We start from the raw sequence: 23,934 nt of genomic DNA on the forward strand, positions 1-23,934 counted from the left end.
GACGACCGATCTGCCGCTCAGCGGACATCGCCCGTCCGAAACCAGCCCGCGGGAGGCGGTGCCCATCGCCGTGGTGGGCGCGCACCTCTCCGGCATGCCGCTCAACCCGGAACTCACGGAGGCCGGCGGCGTGCTGGTGAAAAGCTGCCGCACCGCGCCGGACTACCGGCTGTTCGTGCTGCCGGACACCACGCCCCAGAAGCCGGGCGTGGTGCGCGCGCCGGGCTTTGCCGGGCCGGGGCTGGAGGTGGAGGTGTGGGCGCTGGACCCGGCCGCCTTCGGCCGCTTCGTCTCCCGCATCCCCGCGCCCCTTGGCATCGGCAAGGTGCGGCTGGAGGACGGTAGCGAAGTGCCCGGCTTCCTGTGCGAGGCCCATGCGGTGGAGCGGGCCGAGGAGATCACCGCGCTCGGCGGCTGGCGCGCCTACATGGAGCGGCGGCGCGGATAGGGCCACGCGCTGGCCTTCTCATCCCCCGGCCCAGCCGGGGGATGCCCCCCTCCCCTGCGGGAGAGGAGACCAGGCGGCCGCCGCGCTCGTCAGGCGTCCGGCTGCCCGCCGACGACTTCCTCGGCGCTGTATTTGTAGACGCGGCCGCAGAACTCGCAGGTGACGGCGATATGGCCGTCGTCCTGGATCATGTCGCGCCGCTCCTCGCTGGAGAAGGAGGCGAGCACGCCTGACACCCGCTCGCGCGAGCAGGAGCAATGGGCCGCCATGGGCGAGGGATCGAACACCCGCACCCCGCGTTCGTGGAACAGGCGATAGAGCAGCCGCTCGCTGGAGAGGTCGCGGTCGATCAGCTCCACGTCCTCCAGGGTGGCCACGAGGGAGCGCGCCTCCACCCAGGCATCGTCCTCGTCCAAGGCGTGGGGCGTGGTGCCCTCCGGCGCATCGCCCGGCGCAAGGTCGGACATGCGGGAGCGGGAAGCATCCTGCGGCAGGAACTGGGCCAGGAGCCCCCCCGCCCGCCAGGACGATGCCGCGCCCCCGGCCTTCATCTCCTCGCCTACGGCAAGGCGGACGCGGGTGGGGATCTGCTCGGACTGCTTGAAATATTCGTGCGCCGCTTCCTCCAGACCCGAGCCGTCCAGCGCCACCACGCCTTGGTAGCGGTTGGCGGAAATGCCCTGGTCGATGGTCATGGCGAGGTGGCCGCGCCCGATGAGGGCGGCGGGCGATGTCTCGTTGCGCCGCTCGGCCTCGGCCAGAGCCTCCTTGTCGAAGCGCGCATAGGCGCGGATCTTGTCGGGGGTGACGAAGTCTGCCACCACCATGTCCACCGGCCCGTCGGTCTGGGTCTGCAGGATGAAGCGGCCCTCGAACTTGAGGGACGAGCCGAGCAGCACGGCGAGCGTCACCGCCTCGCCCACCACGCGCTTCACCGCCGCCGGATAATCATGGTGCGCCAATACGGCGTCCAGCGTGGCGCCGAGGCGCACGGTGCGCCCGCGCAGGTCCAGCGCATCCACCTGAAAGGCGGTGACGATATCGTCCTGGGCCGCTTCGGGCGCAGCCTGGCGGGTGCTGCCGTGTCTCTCGCCGCGGGATTGCTCGCCGCGGGACCGCTCGCCGCTCATTGGGGGACTCCTCGAAACGATGGGCCGGGCAGGACAGACCGTGGCCGCGAGCCAAGGATCCGGCAGACGCTGGCGCGGCCAGATGCCACCCGGCCCGGAAGGGTTAAGCCGGCATATAGGCACCCGACCCCGCCGGCGGAAGATGCCCCCGGATCGGTCAGCCTGAACACCCCGGACCGCGCTCGTCCGGATCTTATCCCGCGTCGGCGTCCCGCGTTCAGTCGCCCGCCGCGTGGAAGCACCAAGCCAGGATGCCCTTCTGAGCGTGCAGCCGGTTCTCCGCCTCGTCGAACACCACCGACTGCGGACCGTCCATCACCTCGTCGCTCACCTCCTCGCCGCGATGGGCGGGCAGGCAATGCATGAAGATGGCATCCTTGTCGGCGCGCGCCATGAGCGAGCGGTTCACCTGATAGGGCTTCAAGAGGTTGTGGCGGCGCTCCGCCTCCTTGTCGCCCATGGAGACCCAGGTATCGGTGACGACGCAGTCCACGCCCTCCACCGCTTCCTCGGGATCGCGCATGAACTTTACCTTCGCCTTGGTGCGCTTCACGAAGTCCTTCAGCGCCTGGCGCGGCGAAAGCTCCTTCGGGGTGGCGACCTTGAGCGAGAAATCGAAGCGCTGGGCGGCATGGACCCAGGACGCCAGCACATTGTTGGCGTCACCGGTCCAGGCCACGGAGCGCCCCTGGATGTTGCCCTTGTGCTCCTCGAAGGTCAGCACGTCCGCCATCACCTGGCAGGGATGGGAGATGCGCGTCAACCCGTTGATCACCGGAACGGTGGCGTGCTTGGCCAGTTCGGTGAGGTCGTCATGGTCCAGGATGCGGATCATGATGGCGTCCACGAAGCGCGACAGCACGCGGGCGGTGTCGGCGATGGTCTCGCCGCGCCCGAGCTGCATCTCCTGGCCCGTGAGCATGATGGTGTCGCCGCCGAGCTGACGCATGGCGAGGTCAAACGACACGCGAGTGCGGGTCGACGGCTTGTCGAACACCATGGCGAGCGTCTTGCCCGCGAGCGGCCGGTCCACCTCGCCGGCCTTGCGCCGGGCCTTGAGGTCCTTGGAAACTTCGAGAACCCGGCGCAACTCCTCGGCCGGGATCTCGGACAGGTCTAGAAAATGGCGCACGCCGTTCCCCCTCATTCCGCCGCTCCCTGCACCGGGGCGGCGACGAGGCGGTCCTCGATCCGCCGGCAGGCAGCTTCGATCTTCTCCACGGCGATGCCCACCTCCTCCTCGCTCACGATGAGCGGGGGCAACAGCCGCACCACATTGTCGCTGGCGCCGGGGGCAAGCATGCCTTCCTCGCGCAGCGCGACCACGAGATCGGCGGCCGGCACGGCGCAGCGCAGGCCCAGCAGCAGGCCCTGCCCGCGCACCTCGGCGATGACGGACGGATGCCGGTCCTTGACCTCCGCGAGGCGCTGCACGAGGCGCATCGACATGGCGTTCACATGGTCGAGAAAGCCGTCGGCCAGCACGAGATCGAGCACCGCATTGCCCACCGCCATGGCAAGCGGGTTGCCGCCATAGGTGGAGCCGTGGGTGCCGAGGGTCATGCCCTTGGCGGCCTCTTCCGAGGCAAGGCAGGCGCCCATGGGGAAGCCGCCGCCAATGCCCTTGGCCACCGCCATGATGTCCGGGGTGACGCCGACCCATTCGTGCGCGAACAGCTTGCCGGTGCGCCCGACGCCGCTCTGCACCTCGTCCAGCACCAGCAGCAGGCCCTTTTCGTCGCACAGATCGCGCAGGCCCTTGAGGAAGCCGGAGGGGGGCACGCGCACGCCGCCCTCGCCCTGCACCGGCTCCACCAGGATGGCGGCGGTCTCAGGCGTCACTGCCGCGCGCGCGGCTTCCAGGTCGCCGAACGGCACCTGATCGAAGCCGGGCATGGCCGGCTCGAACCCTTCGAGATACTTGGCGTTGCCGCCGGCGGCGATGGTCGCCAGCGTGCGGCCGTGGAAGGCGCCCTCGAAAGTGATGATGCGGTTCTTCTCGGGATGGCCGCTGGCAAACTGGTATTTGCGGGCCATCTTGATGGCGCACTCGATGGCTTCCGCACCCGAATTGGTGAAGAACATGGTGTCCGCGAAGGTCACAGCCTTGATGCGATCCGCCAGCTTCTCGCCGCCGGGGATGCGGAACAGGTTGGAGGTGTGCCAGAGCTTCTTCGCCTGCTCGGAAAGCGCCTCGGCGAGATAGGGATGGGCGTGGCCCAGCACGTTCACGGCGATGCCGCCGGTGAAATCGAGAAAGCGTCGCCCGTCCGTCGTGACGAGCCAGCAGCCCTCCCCCCGTTCGAATTCGAGGTCGATGCGCGCATAGGTCGGCAGAACGGCGGTGATCACTTCAAACCTCCCAAAAAGGGTTCATTCCCCTTGAGGTGGCACCGGTTGACGAACAAAACGCGACAACCGGTGCGTCGCAAACAAAAAAGGCCGCCCAAGCGGGGGGCGGCCCGACAGCAATGGATTCTAATGATCATGGGCGAGAGGTCAACTCGTGCGCGGCCGGAGCCGGTTCTTTGGCCTCACGGACGTTTCCCCACGAAAGTTTTCACGGCACACGGGTGCGCGATGGAACCTGCGGCATTAACGGAGCCTTAAGGAGCTGGGGAAAACGGCCTTGACGCCATCACCGACTCTGTTGTGCGCACCAGCCATATTGTAGGTTATCCCTCGTCAGCCACGAGATGTCGTGCGCGAGGGACGCCAGGAACGCATTTCCAGGACCTTGCAGAGCCGGGCCGAGCCTGTGCGCGAAAGCGTGCGGGAATGCGGAAGGAGTCCGGCTTCACGTGCCACCCAACACGGTCGGGGGGCGGGTTGGCAGGAGCCGGATCCGTTCAGGTTGCAAGGCCTGATCGACCAATCCGTCTCCAACATGATGAAAAGAGGCCGCTTTTCCGATCACACCGCGATCGGACCGGGATGGCCCCTCGGTGCCGCGCGTATTCCGGCGCCCTCGTTTTCGGCCGACGCATTCTCGCCGGCCGTCGTCCGGGGTCCAGCATGGGCCGCGGACCGACCCACGCGACGCCGGCAAGCGCCGGTGCCGGTGGCTTTCAAATGCGGCAAATGGAGAAGAGCGATGAGCTGGACTGACGAGCGCGTCGAACTCTTGAAAAAGCTCTGGAGCGAAGGCCTCTCCGCGAGCCAGATTGCAACTGAACTGGGTGAAGTCACCCGCAATGCGGTGATCGGCAAGGTGCACCGGCTGGGCCTGTCCGGCCGGGCCAAGTCGCCGACCCCGGCGCCCGCCCGCCCGCGCAGCAAGACGGACCGGCCCGAGCGGCCAGAGGCCCGTCCCAACCGCCCCGCAACCATCGGCAACACCGCGCTCGCGGCCGAGCCGGAGGAGATGCCGGAAGAGGCGCCGGCACCTGCCCCCGCCCCCAAGGCGGCCGACAACGTGGTGCCCATGGCGCAGCGTTGCACCATCATGAATCTCACCGAGTCCACCTGCCGCTGGCCCCTGGGCGAGCCGGGCACGGAGAGCTTTCATTTCTGTGGCGGCAAGAGCAATCCGGGCACGCCCTATTGCACCGTGCATGCCCGCATGGCCTACCAGCCTGTGCAGGATCGCCGCCGGGACCGGCGGCTCGCCTTTCTCTGAAAACGCAAAGGGCCGGGGAAGAGGCACCCCGGCCCTTCTTGCAATACATTGAGATTACGAGGGGATTTCCCCTCCGGCAGCCGGTCCGGAAAGCTCAGTCCGCGAGCCCCAGCGTGGGCGCGGCGCGGCGTTCCAGCACGTCGCGGATGGCGGAGACGAGGTCTTCCTCCTTCACCGCGAACTGGGCCGGGCGGGCGGCGCGATATTCCGCATTGTCGGCGATGGAGGCGGCGATCCTCGCGCCCTCCACAAGGTCCTTGATCTGCACCTCGCCGGCTGATTTCTCGTTTGATCCCTGGATGATAACCGCAGGCGCGCCGCGCCGGTCGGCATATTTCATCTGCGGTTTCATGCCGCCGCCGCCCAGGTACATCTCGGCCCGGATGCCGTTGGCGCGCAGGTCGGCGACCATCTTCATATAGTCGGCGAGGCGGTGCGGCTCCTTGTCCATCACCAGCACCACGACCGGGCCAACCCCTTCCACTGCATCCATTTTTCCCAGGAAGGCCAGGGCCGCCAGCAGGCGGGAGACGCCGATGGAGAAGCCCGTGGCCGGCACCTTCTCGCCGCGGAAGCGGGCCACCAGGCCGTCATAGCGTCCGCCGCCGGCCACCGAGCCGAAACGCACTGGTCGACCGTCTTCATCCTTGATTTCAAAGGTCAATTCGGCCTCGTAGACGGGGCCGGTATAATATTCCAGGCCGCGCACGACGCTGGGATCGATCTTCACCCGGTCCTGATAGCCCGCCGCAGCCACCAGCGCGGCGATGTCGCGCAGCTCCGCCATGCCTTCAAGGAAGGCGGAATTGGACGCCAAAGCCGCCGCGAGTTCCACATCACCGTCGAGTTCGACTTCAACTCCCACATCGGTGGCGCGCAGGCCGGTGCCGGTGAGCATGGCCAGCACAACCGCGCTCTGGCGCTGGCTTAGGCCCGCTCCCTTGGTGAAGTCGCCGCTCTCGTCGCGCCGGCCGGGGCCGAGCAGAAGTTCGACACCTTCAACGCCGAACTTGTCGAACTTGTCGATGGCGCGCAGCACGGTGAGACGGCGGCCGAAATTCTCATCGCCGCCGAGGCCGATGGCCTCCATCACCCCGTCGAGCACTTTTCGGTTGTTCACCCGCACCACATAGGCGCCGCGGGGCACGCCCACCGCCTCCAGGGTATCGGCGGCCATCATGCAGATCTCGGCATCGGCGGCGACCGAGGGGGCGCCCACGGTGTCGGCGTCGAACTGCATGAACTGACGGAAGCGGCCGGGGCCGGGCTTCTCGTTGCGGAAGACGTAGCCGGCCCGGTAGGAGCGGTAGGGCTTGGGCAGCTGCTCGAAATGCTCGGCCACGTAGCGGGCCAGCGGCGCTGTCAGGTCATAGCGCAGGGACAGCCACTGCTCGTCGTCGTCCTTCAGGGAGAACACGCCCTCGTTGGGGCGGTCGAGGTCCGGCAGGAACTTGCCGAGGGCGTCGGTATATTCGAACGCCGGGGTCTCCAGCGCCTCGAAGCCGTACAGCTCATAGACGGCGCGGATCTTCTCCAGCATGGCGCGGGTGGCGGACAGTTCCGCGCCGGTGCGGTCGACGAGGCCGCGGGGGAGCCGCGCCTTCGGCTTGAATTCTTTGGCCATGGGGATTGGGAGCCCGTCCCGGTATCTTCACAAAGGGTTGGGGCGTCTTAGAGGACGGGGGCCGGAACGGCAAGTTTGGGGCTGGTGGTGCCCACTCTCCCGCCTGCGGGGGAGGGTTGGGGAGGGGGAGGCCCTCTCCGCCTTAGCCGATGCACCCAAGACTTTCGCCGCATAGATTTTTCAGTATCTATCGCAGCGTTCAGTCAAGGAACTGTCCGTCAAATTCGCCCAGAGGCGCCATGTTGCCACTGCCGTCAATAAGCGCGAGCGCGGGCGACATCCCGCCACCCTCAGCGCAACGCATGTGGTGATACCGGGCAAATTTTACCGCATTTGCAAGCGCTTCAATGTTTTTAGCATGAGGGAACGGCATCCCGTTGTGCGCATGACAAACCGCAAACGGACCAGCACTGCGATCGAACACCGGCTACCCTTACCAAGTAACAAAAAAACCATTCCACCTTAGGTGGTAGGCAATGCTCTATGGTCAAGGGCAGACCCACAAAAATAACCTGTACTTTAGCCGCGCATCACCAAGGAGTGGCTAATCGATACATGCCCCGGACAAGCCGGGGCATGAAAACGCAAGACCGCCCCCTCACCCCCTCACATAGACGCGGGTGCCGAGCGGCACGCGCTCGTAGAGGTCGATGATGTCCTGGTTGAGCAGGCGGATGCAGCCGGAGGAGACCTGCTGGCCGATGCTCCACGGCTCGATGGTGCCATGGATACGGAACAGGGTGTCGCGGTCGCCGTCGTAGAGATAGAGCGCGCGCGGGCCCAGCGGGTTGGTCTCGCCGCCGGGCAGGCCGGCCGCGTAGGGTCCGTAGCGGGCCGGCTGGAGCCGGACCATGTTGGCCGTCGGGGTCCAGTGGGGCCACTTTTCCTTGCGCTTGATGGTGGCCCAGCCCCGGAAGGAATAGCCCTCCTTGCCCACGCCCACGCCGTAGCGGATGGCCTTGCCGTCGCGACCGATGAGATAGAGGAAGCGCTCGTTGATATCGACGAGGATGGTGCCGGGCGCGAAGCCCGCGGGCGCCGGCACTTCCTGGCGCAGGAAGCGGGGATCCACCTCGGAGATGTCGACCTCGTCCACCGGGAAGGGCTCGCCCTCCACCGGGCCATACATCATGGCCGACCGGCTGAGCGGCGCCGGCGGCGGATTGGTCACGCAGGCGGCGAGCGCCAGAGGCGCTCCAAGCACGAACAGGCGACGGGTGAGGCGTTCAGGCGTCGAGGAATGATCTGCCGGGGGGAACTTCAGGGCCATGGTCTGTCCACTCGGAACGAAACGAATCTCTGCACGCATCAACGCGCGGACCGGGGCGCGGGTTTCGCCCACCGGTCCGTTGCATTGAACCTTGCACATGTGGCGTTAAGGTTAACGGCGCATCACCGGCTTCGCCTGAAGGCGCAGCGGATGGCGCGGCCGCAAGACCTCATGGGCAGCGATGTACCATCTATGCTGCGTTGCGGGGTGGCCTTTGCGCCACACATTTGCGGTGAACGACATCGCGGAAATGTGAAAGGCGGCGCCCGCAGGATGCCGGGCATTTCCGCCTCCACAGCGCGGCGGAGCGCGACAAACACACTCACCCGGCCGATTTGGAGGTGGCCGAAGGCCGGCGGGGATGGAGGTTGCCTCTCCAATGGCGCGTCGCCGCCAACGGCGCCACGCGGGCGCCTGCGTTGCCCCCTGCCCTCCCCGAAAGCGGAAGAGGGGTCGCGGGCGGGGCTGGTCGAACGGTCGGACTTTTGAAGGTTCGCACGGTGTGGCCGCGCCCGGTGCTGTCGCAGGCCTGAAGCCGACCGAGCCCACCCGCACCGGCCCCGGTCATCGGCTCATCACCCGCGTCAAGGCTGTCGCGGGCCGAGGCGGTCCTGCGCAAAGTCTGCGAAGCGAAGTCTGCAAGGGTGAACGGCAAGGCCAACACCGCCGCCCGGAACGCCGAGCGGCGGGCGTTCTCCGGGCTCAGGAGGCCGAGACGCGACGCTCCTGCGGCACGATGGTGTTGCCGATGATCTCGCCGAACGGGCCACGATGGTTGGTCACCACCTTGGGGGCGCCGGTGCCCGCGGCCAGCGGCAGCAGGGGCAGCACGCCTTCGCCGAAGCGATAGGCCTCCTCGAGGTGAGGATAGCCGGAGAGCACGAAGGTATCGATGCCCAGCGCCATATACTCCTTGATGCGCTCGGCCACCGTGGCGGGATCGCCCACCAGCGCGGTGCCGGCGCCGCCGCGCACCAGGCCGACGCCGGCCCACAGGTTGGGGCTCACCTCCAGCTTGTCGCGGCGCCCGCCATGCAGGGCGCTCATTCGCCGCTGGCCTTCCGAATCCATGCGCGCGAACACCTTCTGGGCCTCGGCGATGGTGGTGTCGTCGATATAGGAGATCAGCTTGTCCGCCGCTGCCCAGGCCTCGGCCGTGGTGTCGCGCACGATGACATGGAGGCGGATGCCGAAGGTCAGCTCGCGGCCCACCGCAGCGGCGCGGGCCTTGAGGTCCTTGATCTTCTCGGCCACCAGCGCCGGCGGCTCGCCCCAGGTGAGATATTTCTGCACCTGCCGCGCCGCCACCTCGTGGGCGGGGGCGGAGGAGCCGCCGAAGAACAGCGGCGGATGGGGCTGCTGCACCGGGGGATAGAGCAGCTTGCCGCCCTCCACCTGAAGGTGCTTGCCGGTGAAGGTCACCTCCTCGCCCTTCAGCAGGCGGGTGTAGATGTCGAGGAATTCCCGCGTGATCTCATAGCGCTCGGCGTGGTCGGCGAAGAAGCCGTCGCCCTTGTTCTCCTCCGGGTCGCCGCCGGTCACCACGTTGACGAGCGCCCGCCCGCCCGAGATGCGGTCCAGCGTCGCCGTCATGCGCGCCGCCACCGCCGGGGAGAGGAGGCCCGGCCGCACCGCCACCAGGAAGCGCAGCCGCTCGGTGAGCCCGGCCAGCGCCGAGGCGACGATCCAGCTGTCCTCGCAGGAGCGCCCGGTGGGGATGAGCACGCCGTAGTAGCCGAGCTGGTCCGCCGCCTGCGCGATCTGCCTGAGGTAACCCAGGCTCACCTCCCGCGCCCCGTGGGACGTGCCGAGATAGTGACCGTCGCCGTGAGTGGGCAGGAACCATAGCACGTTCGCTTCGCTCGCCGGGGTGAGGGTGGGCTCTGCGCTCGCGGTTTTGGCACTCGACATGATCGGCTCCTGGCTGAGGGCACGGCCGCCGGGACGCCCCGGGGCTGGCCCTTTTTTAATTCAATAAACTTCATCGAATTTATTGACTAATGAGTTGGCCGCTGTCTATCCTTTTTTCCACCCGATGCCCTCCGGAATGATCCGGAGGCTCCCGAACGCCCCGGCGCCGTCGCGCGCCGTCCAGAAGGCCACTTTCATGAACGCGCATACGTCCGTCGCCTCCCCCGCCCTTGCGCCCGAGCTGCCCGACGCCGCGCTCGCCTTCCGCGCCGCCATGCGCAAGCTGGCCGGGGCCGTGAGCGTGCTGACCGTCGGCGTGGGCGACGGGCGCACCGGGCTCACCGCCACGTCGGTCACCTCCCTGTCGGTGGAGCCGCCCACCCTGCTCATCACCATCAACCGCAGCGGCTCCTCCATCGGTCCGGTGCTGCAGGAGCGGGCGTTCGCCATCAACGTACTGCGCCCGCATCACCAGGCCATCGCCGACCAGTTCGCCGGCAAGGGCGGGCTGAAGGGCGCCGAGCGCTATCAGGGCGGCGACTGGACGCGGCTGGAAACCGGCGCCCCGGTGCTGGCGGATGCGCTGGCCGCCTTCGACTGCGTGCTGGAGGACGCCATCGAGCGGCATTCCCACGTCATCGTTATCGGCCGGGTGGTGGCCTCCCGCATCACCGAAAGCGCGCAGCCGCTGCTGTACTGGGCCGGCGGCTATCGCTCCCTCGCCGACTGAGGCCGGCCTTCAGCTCGCCGACCGCCCCGCGTCATTCCCGAAGGATCGCCTCATGACCCGCCGCATCACCCGCCGCATCACCCGCCGCACCTCCCTCCTCCTCGCCGCCGGCCTCGCCGCGGGCCTCGTGTCGGCCCCCGCGCTGGCGCAGGAGAAGGTGGTCCGCATCGGCTACCAGAAGTACGGCACCCTCATCCTCCTGAAAAACAAGGGCCTGCTGGAGGAGAAGCTGAAGCCGCTGGGCTACAGCGTGAAGTGGGCCGAGTTCCCCGCCGGCCCGCAGCTCCTGGAGGCGCTGAACGCCGGTGCCATCGACTTCGGCAACACCGGCGAGGCCCCGCCCATCTTCGCCCAGGCTGCCGGCGCACCCCTTGTCTATGTGGGCTTCGAGCCCGCCGCGCCCCAGGGCGAGGCCATCCTGGTGCCCAAGGGCAGCCCGCTGAAGACCGTGGCCGACCTCAAGGGCAAGACGGTGGCCCTCAACAAGGGCTCCAACGTCCACTTCCTGCTGGTGAAGGCGCTGGAGAAGGCCGGCGTGCCCTATAGCGACATCAAGACCGCCTATCTCACTCCGGCCGACGCCCGCGCCGCCTTCGAGCGCGGCTCGGTGGACGCCTGGGCCATCTGGGACCCCTTCCAGGCGGCGGCGGAGAAGACCATCGAGGCCCGGCAGTTGGCGGACGGCACCGGCATTGTCTCCAACTACCAGTTCTATTTCTCCACCAAGGCGTTCGTGGATCAGGCGCCGCAGGTGGTGGACGCGGTGCTGGCCGGCGTCGCCGAGATCGGCGCCTGGACCAAGGCCAACCCCAAGGCGGCGGCCGAGACCTTCTCGCCCCTCATCGGCATTCCCGCGCCCATCCTAGAGGTGGCGCTGGCCCGCCAGCAGTATGACGTGAAGCCGCTGACGCCCCAGGTCGCAGCGGAGCAGCAGAAGGTGGCGGACACCTTCTTCGCCCTGGGCCTCATCCCCAAGCCCATCCGCATCGCCGACGCCCTGCGCGCACCCAAATCCTGAGCGCCCGTTTGAAAACGCACGGCAGGCACTCTGGCAATCCCGCCGTCATGCCCGGGCTTGTCCCGGGCATCCACGCCGAACCGCTTGCGAAGACCCGCGAAAATCGTTCCCAGCCTCACCGCGTGGATGGCCGGAACCCGCATGTTTGCGGGTTCCGCTCTCAGGGACGGAAGTCGGCAACAGCCAACTTCCAGGACAAGCCCGGCCATGACGGTGCTGAGCACCTCAGTGGTCGGCGAGAGCCCCCGACCGGTCGAGTTTTCAAACATTCTCCGAGGAGATCCGCCATGAGCCTGTCCGGCCCCACCGAAGCCATCGCCTTCACGCAAGGCGCGGCTGCCGGCACCGTGCCGGCGAGCCGTGTCCCAGCGGTCACCGGGGCGCAGGCGGAACGTCACGATGCGGCCGGCGCCGCTGGCCGGTCGCGGCTGGCAAGCACCGGGCGGGCGCTCGGCAAATCGCTGGCGAAGTCGCTCGCCCCCTGGGCGCTGCCGCTGGCCATCCTCGCCGTGTGGCAGGCGGCCGCGAGCCTCGGCTTCCTCTCCTCCCGCGTGCTGCCGGCACCGGGGGATGTGGCCATCGCCTTCTGGCGCACCCTGAGAGACGGCACGCTTCTTTCCAACATCTCCGTCTCCACCGGCCGGGCGCTCACGGGCCTGGCCATCGGCGGCGGCATCGGCTTCGCGCTCGGGGTGCTCAACGGGGTGTGGAAGCCGGCGGAAACCGCGCTGGATTCCACCCTGCAGATGCTGCGCAACGTGCCGCACCTCGCCATCATCCCCCTCGTGATCCTGTGGTTCGGCATCGACGAGGAGGCCAAGATCTTTCTGGTGGCGGTGGGGGTGGCTTTCCCCATCTATCTCAACACCTACCATGGCATCCGCAACGTGGACTCCGGCCTCATCGAGATGGCGCGGGTCTACGGGCTCTCCCCGGCCGCCCTGTTCACACGCATCGTTCTGCCGGGGGCGCTGCCCTCGGTGCTGGTGGGCCTGCGCTATGCGCTGGGCATCATGTGGCTGACGCTGATCGTGGCCGAGACCATCTCCTCCACCGAGGGCATCGGCTACATGACCATGAACGCCCGCGAATTCCTCCAGACCGACGTGGTGGTGCTGGGCGTGCTCGCCTACGCCCTGCTCGGCAAGCTCGCCGACAGCCTGACGCGGGCTATCGAGCAGCGCGCGCTGGCCTGGAACCCGGCCTACCAGCCCGGCGGCAAGGGAGTTGCGTGATGGAAATCTTTGCCGCCAGCGACGCCGAAATCTCCGCCGCCCTGCGGGACAGGGAGAGCCGGGAGGTGGAGATTCGCGAGACCTTCCGCAGCCCGCGCTTTCCGGAAACCGCCACCGCCGAGCGCTGGCAGGGCGAGCGCATCCGCCTGAACAATGTGGTGAAGAGCTTCGGCGCCCGCACTGTGTTGCGCCGGCTCGACCTCGACGTGCCCGCCGGCCAGTTCCTCGCCGTGGTGGGCCGCTCGGGCGGGGGGAAGACCACCCTCATGCGCCTCATCTGCGGGCTCGACACCGCCACCTCCGGGGAGGTGCGCATCGGCGAGGCGCCGGTCACCGGCTTGATGCCGCAGGTGCGCCTGCTGTTCCAGGACGCCCGCCTCGCGCCGTGGCAGCGCGTCATCGGCAACGTAGGCATCGCCCGCGGCCCCGGCTGGCGCGAGAAGGCCCATGCGGCCTTGAAAGACGTGGGCCTTGCCGATCGCGGCCGGGAATGGCCCTCTGTGCTCTCCGGCGGGCAGAAGCAGCGCGTGGCGCTGGCCCGCGCCCTGGTGTCGCGCCCCGGCGTGCTGCTGCTGGACGAGCCGTTCGGCGCGCTGGACGCCCTGACCCGGGTGGAGATGCACCGCCTCACCGAGCGCATCTGGAAGGAACACGGCTTCACCGTGGTGCTCATCACCCATGATGTGGCCGAGGCGGTCTCGCTGGCCGACCGGGTGGTGGTTTTGCGGCAGGGCGAGATCGCCCTCGACGTGCCGGTTGATCTGCCCCGCGGCGGGCGCACGGGAGCCGAAGCCGCCCGGCTGCACGAGCGCATCCTCGCCGCCGTGTGAGGCGGGCGCGGCGGGCGGGCGCGATCTCCTTCAGTCCGGAAGCTACACTGGGACGACGTCCCCCGACCACCGTCGCCGTCCGGCTTGACCGGGCGGCCCATGGCCCCGACGGGAAGACGCTCTCAGGGACAAAACGGCGGGGGCCGGACAAGCGGCGAGATGGACCCTCCGGTCAAGCCGGCGGGCGACGATAGCGAGAAGCGGCCCAGCCCCTATCCCGCTTGCGGGGGAGGGGGTTACAGCGGCTCTTCTTCCTGTACACCGACGCTCCGTTGCAGTCGGCCGGGAACGCCGCCCCTCCCCCCGAAAAGCCGAAAAAACCTGCCCCATCGGCATCTGTGCCATGACAGTGCCGCGTTCATGCGGGATACTGGTAGCGCTGGCAGGGGCTTCCGCCTGAACTGCCCTCATCCCAAATCCGGGCTCACGCGCGCATCCGGCGCGAGGTGCCCCTTTGCCCGACGGAGGACGACCATTGCCCCACGAAACGCCGCTCATTGCGACACTCGTCGGGGCCTTCGTCCTCGCCTTCGTCTTCGGCGCCATCGCCCAGCGCTTCAAGCTGTCGCCGCTGGTGGGCTACCTGCTCGCCGGCGTCATGGTGGGCCCCTTCACCCCCGGCTTCGTCGCCGACCAGAGCATGGCGCTGGAACTGGCCGAGATCGGCGTCATCCTCTTGATGTTCGGCGTGGGCCTGCATTTCTCCCTCAGCGACCTGCTGTCGGTGAAGGCCATCGCCATTCCCGGCGCGGTGCTGCAGATCGGCGTCGCCACCCTCATGGGCATCGGCCTCACCTATGCGCTGGGCTGGGGCCTGGGCGCCGGCATCGTGTTCGGCCTCGCCCTGGCGGTGGCGAGCACGGTGGTGCTGCTTCGAGCGTTGCAGGAACGGCGCATGGTGGAGAGCGAGCAGGGCCGCATCGCGGTGGGCTGGCTCATCGTGGAAGACCTCGCCATGGTGCTGGCGCTGGTGCTGCTGCCAGCGCTCTCCGGGGCGCTGGGCGGGCGCGTGGTGGCCACCCCCACCGCCGAATGGCTGGGCGGGGACGACGTGTGGGTGACGCTGGGCATCACCCTCGCCAAGGTGGCGGGCTTCGTGGTGCTGATGCTGGTGGTGGGCCGGCGCGTCATTCCCGGAATCATGCACTGGGTGGCCCATATCGGCTCGCGGGAGCTGTTCCGCCTCGCCGTGCTGGCCATCGCGCTCGGCGTCGCCTTCGGCTCGGCCAAGCTGTTCGGGGTGTCGTTCGCGCTCGGCGCCTTCTTCGCCGGCATGGTGCTGAGTGAATCGCCGCTCTCCCACCGCGCGGCGGAAGAGACGCTGCCCCTGCGCGACGCCTTCGCCGTGCTGTTCTTCGTCTCCGTGGGCATGCTGGTGGACCCCTCCATCATCATCAAGAGCCCGGGGCCGCTGCTGATCACCGTGCTGATCGTGCTGTTCGGCAAGTCGCTGGCCGCCTTCCTGCTGGTGCGGGCGTTCGGCTACGGCAACATCACGGCGCTCACCATCTCCGCCTCGCTGGCGCAGATCGGCGAATTCTCCTTCATCCTGGTGGCGCTGGGCGTGGACCTCCATCTGCTGCCGGAGGAAGGCCGCGACCTCATCCTTGCGGCGGCGATCATCTCCATTCTCATCAATCCGTTCTTCTTCCTGGCGCTGGATCGCTACCGGGCGAAGGCGGTGTCGGCCTCCGCCGCCAAGGCGGCCGCAGCGGCGGCCGAGGCTGCGACCCCGGCGGAAAAGGCGCCGCCCGCGCCCACCCTGCCGGTCACCAGCCAGCAGGCGCACACGGTTCTGGTGGGCTACGGCCGGGTGGGTCATCTGGTGGCGGACGGACTGAAGGCCGCCGGCCTGCCCTTCCTCGTGGTGGAGGACCAGGACGACCGGGTCGAGGTGCTGCGGCGCGGCGACATCGAGGTGGTGGACGCCAATGCCGCGTCCCCCGCCGCCATCACCGCCGCCAACGTGGCGGGGGCCAAGCGGCTCATCCTCGCCATCCCCGACGGCTTCGAGGCCAGCGGCGTGCTGCGCAAGGCCCGGCAGATCAATCCCGGCATCGAGATCGTCGCCCGTGCCCATTCCGACGCCGAGGTGGAGCACCTGCGCCAGGGCGGCGCCGACTTCATCATCATGGGCGAGCGCGAGGTGGCGCGCGGCATGCTCGCCCACGTGCTGGATCGCAGCGACGCCGACCTCGCCGCCGCCGTGCAGGCCGCCGGCACCGCGGGCACCGGGGCCGAGGCTGCCTCCCCCTCTCCCGACGCACCTGCCGGCGCGGTGGAGGTGAGCGCGGTCACGCCCGCTCCCGTCCCCACGGCCGGGACGGCGCCGGTGCAATCCCCCTCCCCGGCCATGGTGCCGGCGGGCCTCAATGGACCTGCGGCAACGCAGCCGCCGCTTTCGACACCGGAATCCGCCCCCGGCCCGGTTCCCGCTCTTGCGGAGAGCGCCGTGGCGGAGCAGAACGAAAAAGGCTAGGCCGACTTAAATGCGAATAAGTTGCAATTGCAGTTTGGTGGGCCTATTTTTGCAAATGGATCGCAAATTGATGCGATGATTGGATTGGAGCGCTGCTTCATGCGCTGCCCTGATGGTTTGACGGCCGGTTCTCCGGCTCATTCTTTGGTTCGTTCCTGGGCTGGCCGTGTCTTTTCGGCGGCGGGCGCCGTGTTTCTCGCGGGGCTGCTGGCGGGGCTGGCCGCAGCGTCGTCCGCAGGGCCTGCCCGGGCGGCGGACAAGCTGAAGGTGGTCACCACCTTCACCATCATCGCCGACATGGCGAAGACCGTGGCCGGCGACGCGGCTCAGGTGGACTCCATCACCAAGCCCGGCGCCGAGATCCACAATTACCAGCCCACCCCCGGCGACCTCATCAAGGCCCAGGGCGCCAACCTGATCCTGTGGAACGGCCTGAACCTGGAACTGTGGTTCGAGAAGTTCTTCAGCCGCCTGAAAGGGGTGCCGAGCGTGGTGGTGTCCGACGGCGTGGAGCCCATGGGCATCACCGAGGGCCCCTACAGCGGCAAGCCCAATCCCCATGCCTGGATGTCGCCCTCGGCCGCCCTCATCTATGTGGACAACATCCGCGACGCGCTGGTGAAATACGATCCGGCCAACGCCGCCACCTACAAGGCCAACGCCGAGGCCTACAAGGCGAAGATCACCGCCACCATCGCCCCCATCCGCGCCGAGCTGGACAAGGTGCCGGCGGACCAGCGCTGGCTGGTCACCAGCGAGGGCGCCTTCAGCTATCTGGCGCGGGATTTCGGCCTCAAGCCGCTCTATCTGTGGCCCATCAACGCCGACCAGCAGGGCACGCCCCAGCAGGTGCGCCGCGTCGTGGACCGCATGCGGGCGGACAAGATCCCCGCCATCTTCTCCGAGAGCACCATTTCCGCCGAGCCCGCCAAGCAGGTGGCGCGGGAAACCGGCGCCCGCTACGGCGGCGTGCTCTATGTGGATTCGCTGAGCGACGCGGCGGGCCCGGTGCCCACCTATCTCGACCTGCTGCGGGTCACCTCCACCACCATCGCCGACGGCCTCACCGGAGGCACCGCCCGATGAATGCCCCTCTTCCTCCCCTGACCCAGGCGGATACCGCCGGCGCCGGTCTCAGCGTCGCCCACGTCACCGTCACCTATCGCAACGGCCACACCGCCCTGCGCGATGCCAGCTTCGAGATCCCCACCGGCACCATCACCGCTTTGGTGGGGGTGAACGGTTCGGGCAAGTCCACCTTGTTCAAGACCATCATGGGCTTCCTCTCGGCGGCGAAGGGGTCGGTGACCATCCTCGGCATGAGCGTGCGCGAGGCCTTGAAGCGCAACGTGGTGGCCTATGTGCCCCAGGCCGAGGAAGTGGACTGGACCTTCCCCGTGCTGGTGGAAGACGTGGTGATGATGGGCCGCTACGGCCACATGAACTTCCTGCGCATGCCCCGCCGCGCCGACCATGAGGCGGTGACGGCGGCGCTCGGCCGCGTCAACATGCTGGAATTCCGCACCCGACAGATCGGCGAGCTTTCCGGCGGGCAGAGGAAGCGCGTGTTCCTCGCCCGCGCGCTGGCGCAGGACGCCCGCGTGATCCTGCTCGACGAGCCCTTCACCGGCGTGGACGTGAAGACCGAGGACGCCATCATCGCCCTGCTGAAGGCCCTGCGCGACGAGGGGCGGGTGATGCTGGTCTCCACCCACAATCTCGGCTCGGTGCCGGAATTCTGCGACCGCACGGTGCTCATCAAGGGCACGGTTCTGGCCTATGGGCTGACCTCCGAGATCTTCACGCAGGTGAACCTGGAGAAGGCCTTCGGCGGCGTGCTGCGCCATTTCGTGCTGGACGAGAGCCATTCCACCGCCGCCGGCACGCTGGGCGTGCTCACCGACGACGAGCGCCCCCTCGTGCTCTACAAGGACCGCCCCGCCGCCAGCGGCACCGCCGGCTCGTCGGAGGGAATCGGGTGATGACCCTCCTCCTTGAGCCGTTCGGCTATTCCTACATGGTCAATGCCATGTGGGTGAGCGCGCTGGTGGGGGCGGTGTGCGCGTTCCTCTCCGCCTTCCTCATGCTGAAAGGCTGGTCGCTCATCGGCGATGCCCTGTCCCATGCCATCGTGCCGGGCGTGGCGGGGGCCTACATGCTGGGCCTGCCCTTCTCGCTCGGCGCCTTCTTCTCCGGCGCGCTGGCGGCCGGTGCCATGCTGTTTTTGCAGGAGCGCACCAAGCTGAAGGAAGATGCCGTCATCGGCCTCATCTTCACCTCCTTCTTCGGCCTCGGCCTGTTCATGGTGTCGCTCTCGCCCACTTCAGTAAACGTGCAGACCATCGTGCTCGGCAATATCCTCGCCATCTCGCCGGCCGACACGCTGCAACTGGCGCTCATCGGCTTTGTCTCGCTGGGGCTGCTGCTGGTGTTCTGGAAGGACCTGATGGTGACCTTCTTCGATGAGAGCCACGCCCGCTCCATCGGCCTCAACCCCACCTTCCTGAAGATCATGTTCTTCACGCTTCTGTCCGCCTGCACGGTGGCGGCGCTGCAGACGGTGGGCGCCTTCCTGGTGATCGCCATGGTGGTGACGCCGGGGGCCACCGCCTATCTGCTCACCGATCGCTTCCCCCGCCTCATCGCCTTGTCGGTGCTGATCGGCGCGGGCACGAGCTTTACCGGCGCCTATCTCTCCTATTTCGTGGACGGGGCCACGGGCGGCATCATCGTGGTGCTGCAGACCCTCATCTTCCTCACCGCCTTCGTGTTCGCCCCCAAGCACGGGCTACTGGCGGCGCGGCGGCAGGCGGCGCTGGCCTTGAGGGAGGGCGGGCTGTGATGGACACGCTGCTCGCCCCGTTCCAGTTCGATTTCATGTTGAGCGCGCTGGTGATCTCGGCGCTGGTGGCTGTGCCCATGGCGCTGCTCTCCTGCTTCCTGGTGCTGAAGGGCTGGTCGCTGATGGGGGACGCGGTCTCCCATGCCGTGCTCCCCGGCGTGGTGCTGGCCTATATGGCCGGCCTGCCCTTGGCCCTCGGGGCGTTCGTGGCCGGCATGGTGTGCGCGCTCGGCACCGGCTATCTGAAGGCCAACAGCCGCATCAAGGAAGACACGGTGATGGGCGTGGTCTTCTCCGGCATGTTCGGGCTTGGGCTGGTGCTCTACACCAAGATCCAGTCGGACGTGCACCTCGACCACATCCTGTTCGGCGACATGCTGGGCGTGACCTGGGGCGACATCGCCGAAAGCGCGATCATCTGCGGCCTGGTGACGGTGGCGCTGCTGGCCAAATGGCGCGACCTGCTGCTGAACGCGTTCGATCCCGCGCAGGCGCGCGCGGTGGGCCTGCGCGTCGGGCTGCTGCATTACGGGCTTCTGGTGATGCTGTCGCTGACCATCGTCGCGGCGCTGAAGGCGGTGGGCATCATCCTCGCCGTGTCGCTTCTGATCGCGCCGGGGGCCATCGCCTTCCTCGTCACCCGGCGCTTCGGCGTCATGCTGGTGGTGGCGGTGGCGGTGGCGGTGGGCTGCGCGCTCTCCGGCGTCTACCTCTCCTTCTTCCTCGATTCCGCGCCGGCGCCCACCATCGTGCTGCTGATGACGGCGGTGTTCATCGCGGCGTTCGTCGGGGTGCGGGTGAAGGCGGGGCGGGTGGCGCAGACAATCTAGAGGAAAGACGACACGCGAGACCGCGCCTTTCCTGCCCGCTTTTTGCCTGCCCATCCCTTGGGCACCGCGACCAAGCCTTCGGCATCCCTCCCCTCATCACCCTTGACGCCCCCGCCCCCTCGGGCGTAACCCCATCCGTGGGACACCTCCCCCCAACGGGAGGCGCCCATCTGTAAGGATGGACCACATGACGACGAATCCTGCTCCGGCCACGCGTCCGGAAAACCCGAACTTTTCGTCCGGCCCCTGTGCCAAGCGTCCCGGCTGGACGCTGGAGGGCCTCTCGGACGCGCCGCTGGGCCGTTCGCACCGCGCCAAGGTGGGCAAGGCCAAGCTCAAAGAGGCCATCGACCTCACCCGCGACGTGCTGGAAGTGCCCGCCGACTACAGGATCGGCATCGTCCCCGCCTCCGATACCGGCGCCGTGGAGATGGTGCTGTGGTCGATGCTGGGCGCCCGCCCGGTGGATATGCTGGCCTGGGAAAGCTTCGGCGAAGGCTGGGTGACCGATGTCGTCAAGCAGCTCAAGCTCACCGACGCCCGCGCGCTGACCGCCCCCTATGGCGCGCTGCCGGACCTCGCGCAGGTGGATTTCTCCCACGACGTGGTCTTCACCTGGAACGGCACCACCTCCGGCGTCATGGTGCCGGATGCGGAGTGGATCCCGGCCGATCGCGCCGGCCTCACCATCTGCGACGCCACCTCGGCGGCCTTCGCGCAGAAGCTGGATTTCGCCAAGCTCGACGTGGTCACCTTCTCCTGGCAGAAGGTGCTCGGCGGCGAGGGCGCGCACGGCATCCTCATCCTCTCCCCGCGCGCGGTGGAGCGGCTCGAGACCTACAAGCCGGCCTGGCCGCTGCCCAAGATCTTCCGCATGACCAAGGGCGGCAAGCTCATCGAAGGCATCTTCGAGGGCGAGACCATCAACACGCCCTCCATGCTGTGCGTGGAAGACTATCTCGACGCGCTGAAGTGGGCAAAGAACGTGGGCGGCCTGTCCGCCCTGCAGGAGCGCTCCAACCGCAACTTCGAGGCCATCGCCCAGTGGGTGCACCGCACGCCGTGGGTGGATTTCCTGGCCACCGACCCGGTGACGCGCTCCAACACCTCGGTGTGCCTGAAGGTGGTGGATGCGGACGTGACCTCGCTGCCCGCCGACGCCCAGGCCGCCTTCGCCAAGGCCATCGCCTCCGGCCTTGAGAAGGGCGGCATCGCCTACGACATCGGTGCCTATCGCGACGCCCCTCCCGGCCTGCGCATCTGGTGCGGCGCCACCGTGGAACGGGCCGACGTGGAAGCCCTGACCCACTGGCTCGACTGGGCCTTCACCGAAGCCAAGGCCGCGCTGCCCAAGGCGGCGTAAGATCCGGCGGCGTGAGATCCGGCGGCGTGAGATCCGGCCGCGTGAGGCTGGCGGGGTGACTGAATCGCCCTGCCCCCTCTCCCGCTTGCGGGGGAGGGCTGGGGTGGTGTCCTTCCACTCTCTCCCGACCTGAAACGCCTTCCGCCAGCACGCCCGCTTTCCCCCTCCCCACCCTCCCCCGCAAGCGGGTGAGGGCTTGCATCGGCAGAAGCCGCGGGAGTGGGACGACACCCCTCCCCATTCTCTCCTCCCCCGCAAGCGGGAGAGGGTTCACGCCGGTGAAGCGCGGAACGCTCGCGCATGCCCGGCCGGACATCCCCCCATTTGTGGAGCCCCCCATGGCACCCCGCGTTCTCATTTCCGACAAGCTCTCCCCCGCCGCCGTGCAGATCTTCAAGGATCGCGGCATCGAGGTGGATTTCCAGCCCGACCTCGGCAAGGACAAGGACAAGCTGGCCGAGATCATCGGCAATTATGACGGCCTCGCCATCCGCTCGGCCACCAAGGTCACCCCGAAGATCCTGCAGAAGGCCGACCGCCTGAAGGTGATCGGGCGCGCCGGCATCGGCGTCGACAACGTGGATCTGCCGGCGGCCACCGCCAAGGGCGTGATCGTGATGAACACGCCGTTCGGCAATTCCATCACCACCGCCGAGCATGCCATCGCCATGATGTTCGCGCTGGCCCGCGAGATCCCGGCGGCGGACGCCTCCACCCAGGCCGGCAAGTGGGAGAAGAACCGCTTCATGGGCGTCGAGGTCACCGCCAAGACGCTCGGCATCATCGGTTGCGGCAACATCGGCTCCATCGTGGCCGAGCGCGGCGTGGGCCTGAAGATGAAGGTGATCGCCTTCGATCCCTTCCTCTCGGTGGAGCGGGCGCTGGACCTCGGCGTCGAGAAGGTGGAGCTGGACGACCTGCTCGCCCGCGCCGACTTCATCACCCTCCACACGCCCTTGACCGAGAAGACCAAGAACATTCTCTCGGCACAGAACATCGCCAAGACGAAGAAGGGCGTGCGCATCATCAATTGCGCCCGCGGCGGCCTGGTGGACGAAGCCGCCCTGCGCGATGCGCTTGATTCCAAGCACGTGGCGGGCGCCGCCTTCGACGTGTTCACCGTGGAGCCGGCGGAGCAGAACCCGCTGTTCGGCCATCCCAACGTGGTGTGCACGCCGCATCTGGGCGCCGCCACCACCGAGGCGCAGGAGAACGTGGCGCTCCAGGTGGCCGAGCAGATGAGCGATTATCTGCTCACCAGCGCCATCTCCAATGCGGTGAACTTCCCCTCCATCACGGCGGAGGAAGCCCCCAAGTTGAAGCCCTATGTGGAGCTGGCGGAAAAGCTCGGCTCGTTCGCCGGCCAGCTCACCGACACCGACATCAAGACCGTGCACGTCGTCTACGAAGGCGCGGTGGCGGAGCTGAAGGTGAAGGCGCTGACCTCCGCCGCGGTGGCAGGGCTGCTGCGCCCGATGCTCTCGGAGGTCAACGTGGTGTCCGCCCCCACCGTCGCCAAGGAGCGCGGCATCGTCATCGAGGAGACCACCCGCGCCGCCACCGGCGACTTTGACAGCCTCATCACCCTCACCGTGGTGACGGACACGCTGGAGCGCTCGATATCCGGCACCGTGTTCGCGGACGGCCGCCCGCGCATCGTGAACATCAAGGGCATCAAGGTGGACGCGGAGTTCGCGCCCTCCATGATCTACATCACCAACGAGGACAAGCCGGGCTTCATCGGCCGCTTCGCCAGCCTGCTCGGCGATGCGGGGCTGAACATCGCCACTTTCGCCCTCGGCCGCGACCATCTGGGCGGCGACGCCATCGCCTTGGTGGCGGTGGACGGCACCGTGCCGACCGACGTGCTCGGCAAGGTGCAGGCGCTGCCGCAGGTGAAGGCGGCCAAGGCCCTGGTGTTCTGAGGCTTTGGTGTTCTGAACGAGCCGCAACGGCCGCCCTCGGGGCGGCCGTTTTCGTTCACGCATGTTGCGTGCGGTCCCCGTCGAAGACGGGGCCAGGTCTTGCGTCAGTGCGGCAGGCGGTCGGCGATTTTGGCAAGGCCAGCGGCCGCGCAGGCCTCGTCCTTCTCCCCGCCCGGCGCGCCTCCGACGCCGATGGCGGCCACGATCTCCCCCTTCGCCTTCACGCCGACGCCGCCGGCCAGAAGCAGGATATCCGGCAGGGAGGCGAGCGCCTGGGTGCTGGGCCCGCCGCGGGTCTTCTCCACGAAGGCCGAGAGGGTATCGAAGCCGAACACCGGCCCAAGGGTCGCGACCGTATAGGCCTTGCGGAAGCTGGAGGTGCGGGTGTGGGTGGTGGAATGGTCGCCCTTCACCAGCACACGGGTTTCGCCGGACACGTCCACCACCGCCACGGAGACCGGCCAGCCCTTCTCGGCACAGGCGCGCACCGCCTCCAGCGCAGCCTCGTTGGCGAGCGTCAACGGCAGCTCCCAGCCGGACCCGTGCACCTGCGCCGCCGCCGGCGCGGCCAGCCCCGCCAGCACCAGCGCCAGCAGCGCGCCGACACCCCTGGTCGAAATCCCCTTGCTCATGCTCATCACCTCCTGCCGGCTCATCCGGCAGGACCGCTCCTAGCAGAG

General features: G+C 68.2%; 20 protein-coding genes and 1 pseudogene. 13 read left to right on the top strand and 8 right to left on the bottom strand.

The annotated features are described in order from the left end of the window. Window positions 1-58 precede the first annotated feature (58 nt). Window positions 59-448: pseudogene (locus tag FBQ73_RS10935) on the top strand (allophanate hydrolase-related protein); the annotation flags it as partial. 89 nt (window positions 449-537) lie between these two features. On the opposite strand, the gene FBQ73_RS10940 reads toward FBQ73_RS10935, so the two are convergent. From FBQ73_RS10940 to FBQ73_RS10950, 3 genes are all read right to left on the bottom strand, one after another. After that, window positions 538-1,578, bottom strand: a complete 1,041-nt coding sequence (locus FBQ73_RS10940; RefSeq protein ID WP_138399502.1) for an Hsp33 family molecular chaperone — start codon at window positions 1,576-1,578, stop codon at window positions 538-540. A gap of 217 nt (window positions 1,579-1,795) precedes the next feature. Then, window positions 1,796-2,725 (bottom strand): ornithine carbamoyltransferase, encoded by a 930-nt coding sequence (argF, locus tag FBQ73_RS10945; protein WP_138399503.1) that lies wholly within the window; start codon window positions 2,723-2,725, stop codon window positions 1,796-1,798. Further along, window positions 2,722-3,930, bottom strand: coding sequence for an aspartate aminotransferase family protein (locus FBQ73_RS10950; RefSeq protein WP_138399504.1), 1,209 nt, complete (start codon window positions 3,928-3,930; stop codon window positions 2,722-2,724). The genes argF and FBQ73_RS10950 overlap by 4 nt, the downstream gene beginning before the upstream one ends. Window positions 3,931-4,672: 742 nt before the next feature. On the opposite strand from FBQ73_RS10950, the gene FBQ73_RS10955 reads away from it, so the two are divergent. Beyond that, the gene (locus FBQ73_RS10955; protein ID WP_138399505.1) at window positions 4,673-5,197 is read left to right on the top strand and encodes a GcrA family cell cycle regulator; all 525 of its coding nucleotides are present in this window, start codon (window positions 4,673-4,675) and stop codon (window positions 5,195-5,197) included. A gap of 94 nt (window positions 5,198-5,291) precedes the next feature. On the opposite strand, the gene hisS is transcribed toward FBQ73_RS10955, so the two are convergent. From hisS to ssuD, 4 genes are all read right to left on the bottom strand, one after another. Then, entirely contained in the window at window positions 5,292-6,821 is a 1,530-nt protein-coding gene (gene hisS, locus FBQ73_RS10960; RefSeq protein WP_138399506.1) for a histidine--tRNA ligase, read from the bottom strand. 199 nt (window positions 6,822-7,020) lie between these two features. Beyond that, window positions 7,021-7,245, bottom strand: coding sequence for a hypothetical protein (locus tag FBQ73_RS10965; protein ID WP_138399507.1), 225 nt, complete (start codon window positions 7,243-7,245; stop codon window positions 7,021-7,023). Window positions 7,246-7,419: 174 nt separating this feature from the next. Next, entirely contained in the window at window positions 7,420-8,091 is a 672-nt protein-coding gene (locus FBQ73_RS10970) for a L,D-transpeptidase (protein WP_138399508.1), read from the bottom strand. A gap of 702 nt (window positions 8,092-8,793) precedes the next feature. Then, a complete protein-coding gene (ssuD, locus tag FBQ73_RS10975) occupies window positions 8,794-10,002 on the bottom strand; it encodes an FMNH2-dependent alkanesulfonate monooxygenase (protein ID WP_138399509.1) in 1,209 nt (402 codons plus the stop codon). A gap of 196 nt (window positions 10,003-10,198) precedes the next feature. On the opposite strand from ssuD, the gene FBQ73_RS10980 reads away from it, so the two are divergent. The 11 genes from FBQ73_RS10980 (at window position 10,199) to serA (ending at window position 23,254) form a co-directional block, all read left to right on the top strand. Next, a complete protein-coding gene (locus FBQ73_RS10980; RefSeq protein WP_138399510.1) occupies window positions 10,199-10,732 on the top strand; it encodes a flavin reductase family protein in 534 nt (177 codons plus the stop codon). 52 nt (window positions 10,733-10,784) lie between these two features. Beyond that, window positions 10,785-11,750, top strand: coding sequence for a sulfonate ABC transporter substrate-binding protein (locus tag FBQ73_RS10985; protein ID WP_170218839.1), 966 nt, complete (start codon window positions 10,785-10,787; stop codon window positions 11,748-11,750). Window positions 11,751-12,037: 287 nt separating this feature from the next. Next, window positions 12,038-12,985 (top strand): aliphatic sulfonate ABC transporter permease SsuC, encoded by a 948-nt coding sequence (gene ssuC, locus FBQ73_RS10990; RefSeq protein WP_246089654.1) that lies wholly within the window; start codon window positions 12,038-12,040, stop codon window positions 12,983-12,985. After that, entirely contained in the window at window positions 12,985-13,815 is an 831-nt protein-coding gene (locus FBQ73_RS10995; RefSeq protein WP_138399511.1) for an ATP-binding cassette domain-containing protein, read from the top strand. The genes ssuC and FBQ73_RS10995 overlap by 1 nt, the downstream gene beginning before the upstream one ends. 475 nt (window positions 13,816-14,290) lie before the next feature. Continuing rightward, entirely contained in the window at window positions 14,291-16,294 is a 2,004-nt protein-coding gene (gene ybaL / locus FBQ73_RS11000) for a YbaL family putative K(+) efflux transporter (RefSeq protein ID WP_138399512.1), read from the top strand. Window positions 16,295-16,393: 99 nt separating this feature from the next. After that, window positions 16,394-17,380 (top strand): metal ABC transporter substrate-binding protein, encoded by a 987-nt coding sequence (locus FBQ73_RS11005; RefSeq protein ID WP_246089655.1) that lies wholly within the window; start codon window positions 16,394-16,396, stop codon window positions 17,378-17,380. Then, on the top strand, window positions 17,377-18,276 hold the full coding sequence (locus FBQ73_RS11010; RefSeq protein ID WP_138399514.1) for a manganese/iron ABC transporter ATP-binding protein: 900 nt from the start codon (window positions 17,377-17,379) through the stop codon (window positions 18,274-18,276). The genes FBQ73_RS11005 and FBQ73_RS11010 overlap by 4 nt, the downstream gene beginning before the upstream one ends. Continuing rightward, window positions 18,276-19,136 (top strand): metal ABC transporter permease, encoded by an 861-nt coding sequence (locus FBQ73_RS11015; protein ID WP_170218840.1) that lies wholly within the window; start codon window positions 18,276-18,278, stop codon window positions 19,134-19,136. Before FBQ73_RS11010 ends, FBQ73_RS11015 begins: the two co-directional genes overlap by 1 nt. Continuing rightward, the gene (locus tag FBQ73_RS11020; RefSeq protein WP_138399516.1) at window positions 19,136-19,966 is read left to right on the top strand and encodes a metal ABC transporter permease; all 831 of its coding nucleotides are present in this window, start codon (window positions 19,136-19,138) and stop codon (window positions 19,964-19,966) included. The genes FBQ73_RS11015 and FBQ73_RS11020 overlap by 1 nt, the downstream gene beginning before the upstream one ends. Before the next feature lie 187 nt (window positions 19,967-20,153). Beyond that, a complete protein-coding gene (locus FBQ73_RS11025) occupies window positions 20,154-21,329 on the top strand; it encodes a phosphoserine transaminase (RefSeq protein WP_138399517.1) in 1,176 nt (391 codons plus the stop codon). A 338-nt stretch (window positions 21,330-21,667) separates the two neighbouring features. Beyond that, window positions 21,668-23,254, top strand: a complete 1,587-nt coding sequence (gene serA, locus FBQ73_RS11030; protein WP_138399518.1) for a phosphoglycerate dehydrogenase — start codon at window positions 21,668-21,670, stop codon at window positions 23,252-23,254. Between the two features lie 104 nt (window positions 23,255-23,358). Here serA and FBQ73_RS11035 read toward each other — a convergent pair whose 3' ends face one another. Beyond that, the gene (locus tag FBQ73_RS11035; protein WP_138399519.1) at window positions 23,359-23,886 is read right to left on the bottom strand and encodes a GlcG/HbpS family heme-binding protein; all 528 of its coding nucleotides are present in this window, start codon (window positions 23,884-23,886) and stop codon (window positions 23,359-23,361) included. Window positions 23,887-23,934 lie beyond the last annotated feature (48 nt).

It is taken from the genome of Xanthobacter autotrophicus, assembly GCF_005871085.1.
In the GTDB taxonomy this organism is placed as follows: Bacteria; Pseudomonadota; Alphaproteobacteria; order Rhizobiales; family Xanthobacteraceae; genus Xanthobacter; species Xanthobacter autotrophicus.

Coding starts and splice junctions, on each gene's coding strand:
- FBQ73_RS10980 (WP_138399510.1), top strand. CDS start 10,199: ATGAACGCGCATACGTCCGTCGCCTCCCCCGCCCTTGCGCCCGAGCTG.
- FBQ73_RS10940 (WP_138399502.1), bottom strand. CDS start 1,578: ATGAGCGGCGAGCGGTCCCGCGGCGAGCAATCCCGCGGCGAGAGACAC.
- FBQ73_RS10955 (WP_138399505.1), top strand. CDS start 4,673: ATGAGCTGGACTGACGAGCGCGTCGAACTCTTGAAAAAGCTCTGGAGC.
- hisS (WP_138399506.1), bottom strand. CDS start 6,821: ATGGCCAAAGAATTCAAGCCGAAGGCGCGGCTCCCCCGCGGCCTCGTC.
- FBQ73_RS11015 (WP_170218840.1), top strand. CDS start 18,276: ATGACCCTCCTCCTTGAGCCGTTCGGCTATTCCTACATGGTCAATGCC.
- FBQ73_RS11005 (WP_246089655.1), top strand. CDS start 16,394: ATGCGCTGCCCTGATGGTTTGACGGCCGGTTCTCCGGCTCATTCTTTG.
- serA (WP_138399518.1), top strand. CDS start 21,668: ATGGCACCCCGCGTTCTCATTTCCGACAAGCTCTCCCCCGCCGCCGTG.
- FBQ73_RS10970 (WP_138399508.1), bottom strand. CDS start 8,091: ATGGCCCTGAAGTTCCCCCCGGCAGATCATTCCTCGACGCCTGAACGC.
- argF (WP_138399503.1), bottom strand. CDS start 2,725: ATGAGGGGGAACGGCGTGCGCCATTTTCTAGACCTGTCCGAGATCCCG.
- FBQ73_RS11020 (WP_138399516.1), top strand. CDS start 19,136: ATGGACACGCTGCTCGCCCCGTTCCAGTTCGATTTCATGTTGAGCGCG.
- FBQ73_RS10995 (WP_138399511.1), top strand. CDS start 12,985: ATGGAAATCTTTGCCGCCAGCGACGCCGAAATCTCCGCCGCCCTGCGG.
- FBQ73_RS11035 (WP_138399519.1), bottom strand. CDS start 23,886: ATGAGCAAGGGGATTTCGACCAGGGGTGTCGGCGCGCTGCTGGCGCTG.
- FBQ73_RS11025 (WP_138399517.1), top strand. CDS start 20,154: ATGACGACGAATCCTGCTCCGGCCACGCGTCCGGAAAACCCGAACTTT.
- ssuC (WP_246089654.1), top strand. CDS start 12,038: ATGAGCCTGTCCGGCCCCACCGAAGCCATCGCCTTCACGCAAGGCGCG.
- FBQ73_RS11010 (WP_138399514.1), top strand. CDS start 17,377: ATGAATGCCCCTCTTCCTCCCCTGACCCAGGCGGATACCGCCGGCGCC.
- ssuD (WP_138399509.1), bottom strand. CDS start 10,002: ATGTCGAGTGCCAAAACCGCGAGCGCAGAGCCCACCCTCACCCCGGCG.
- FBQ73_RS10985 (WP_170218839.1), top strand. CDS start 10,785: ATGACCCGCCGCATCACCCGCCGCATCACCCGCCGCACCTCCCTCCTC.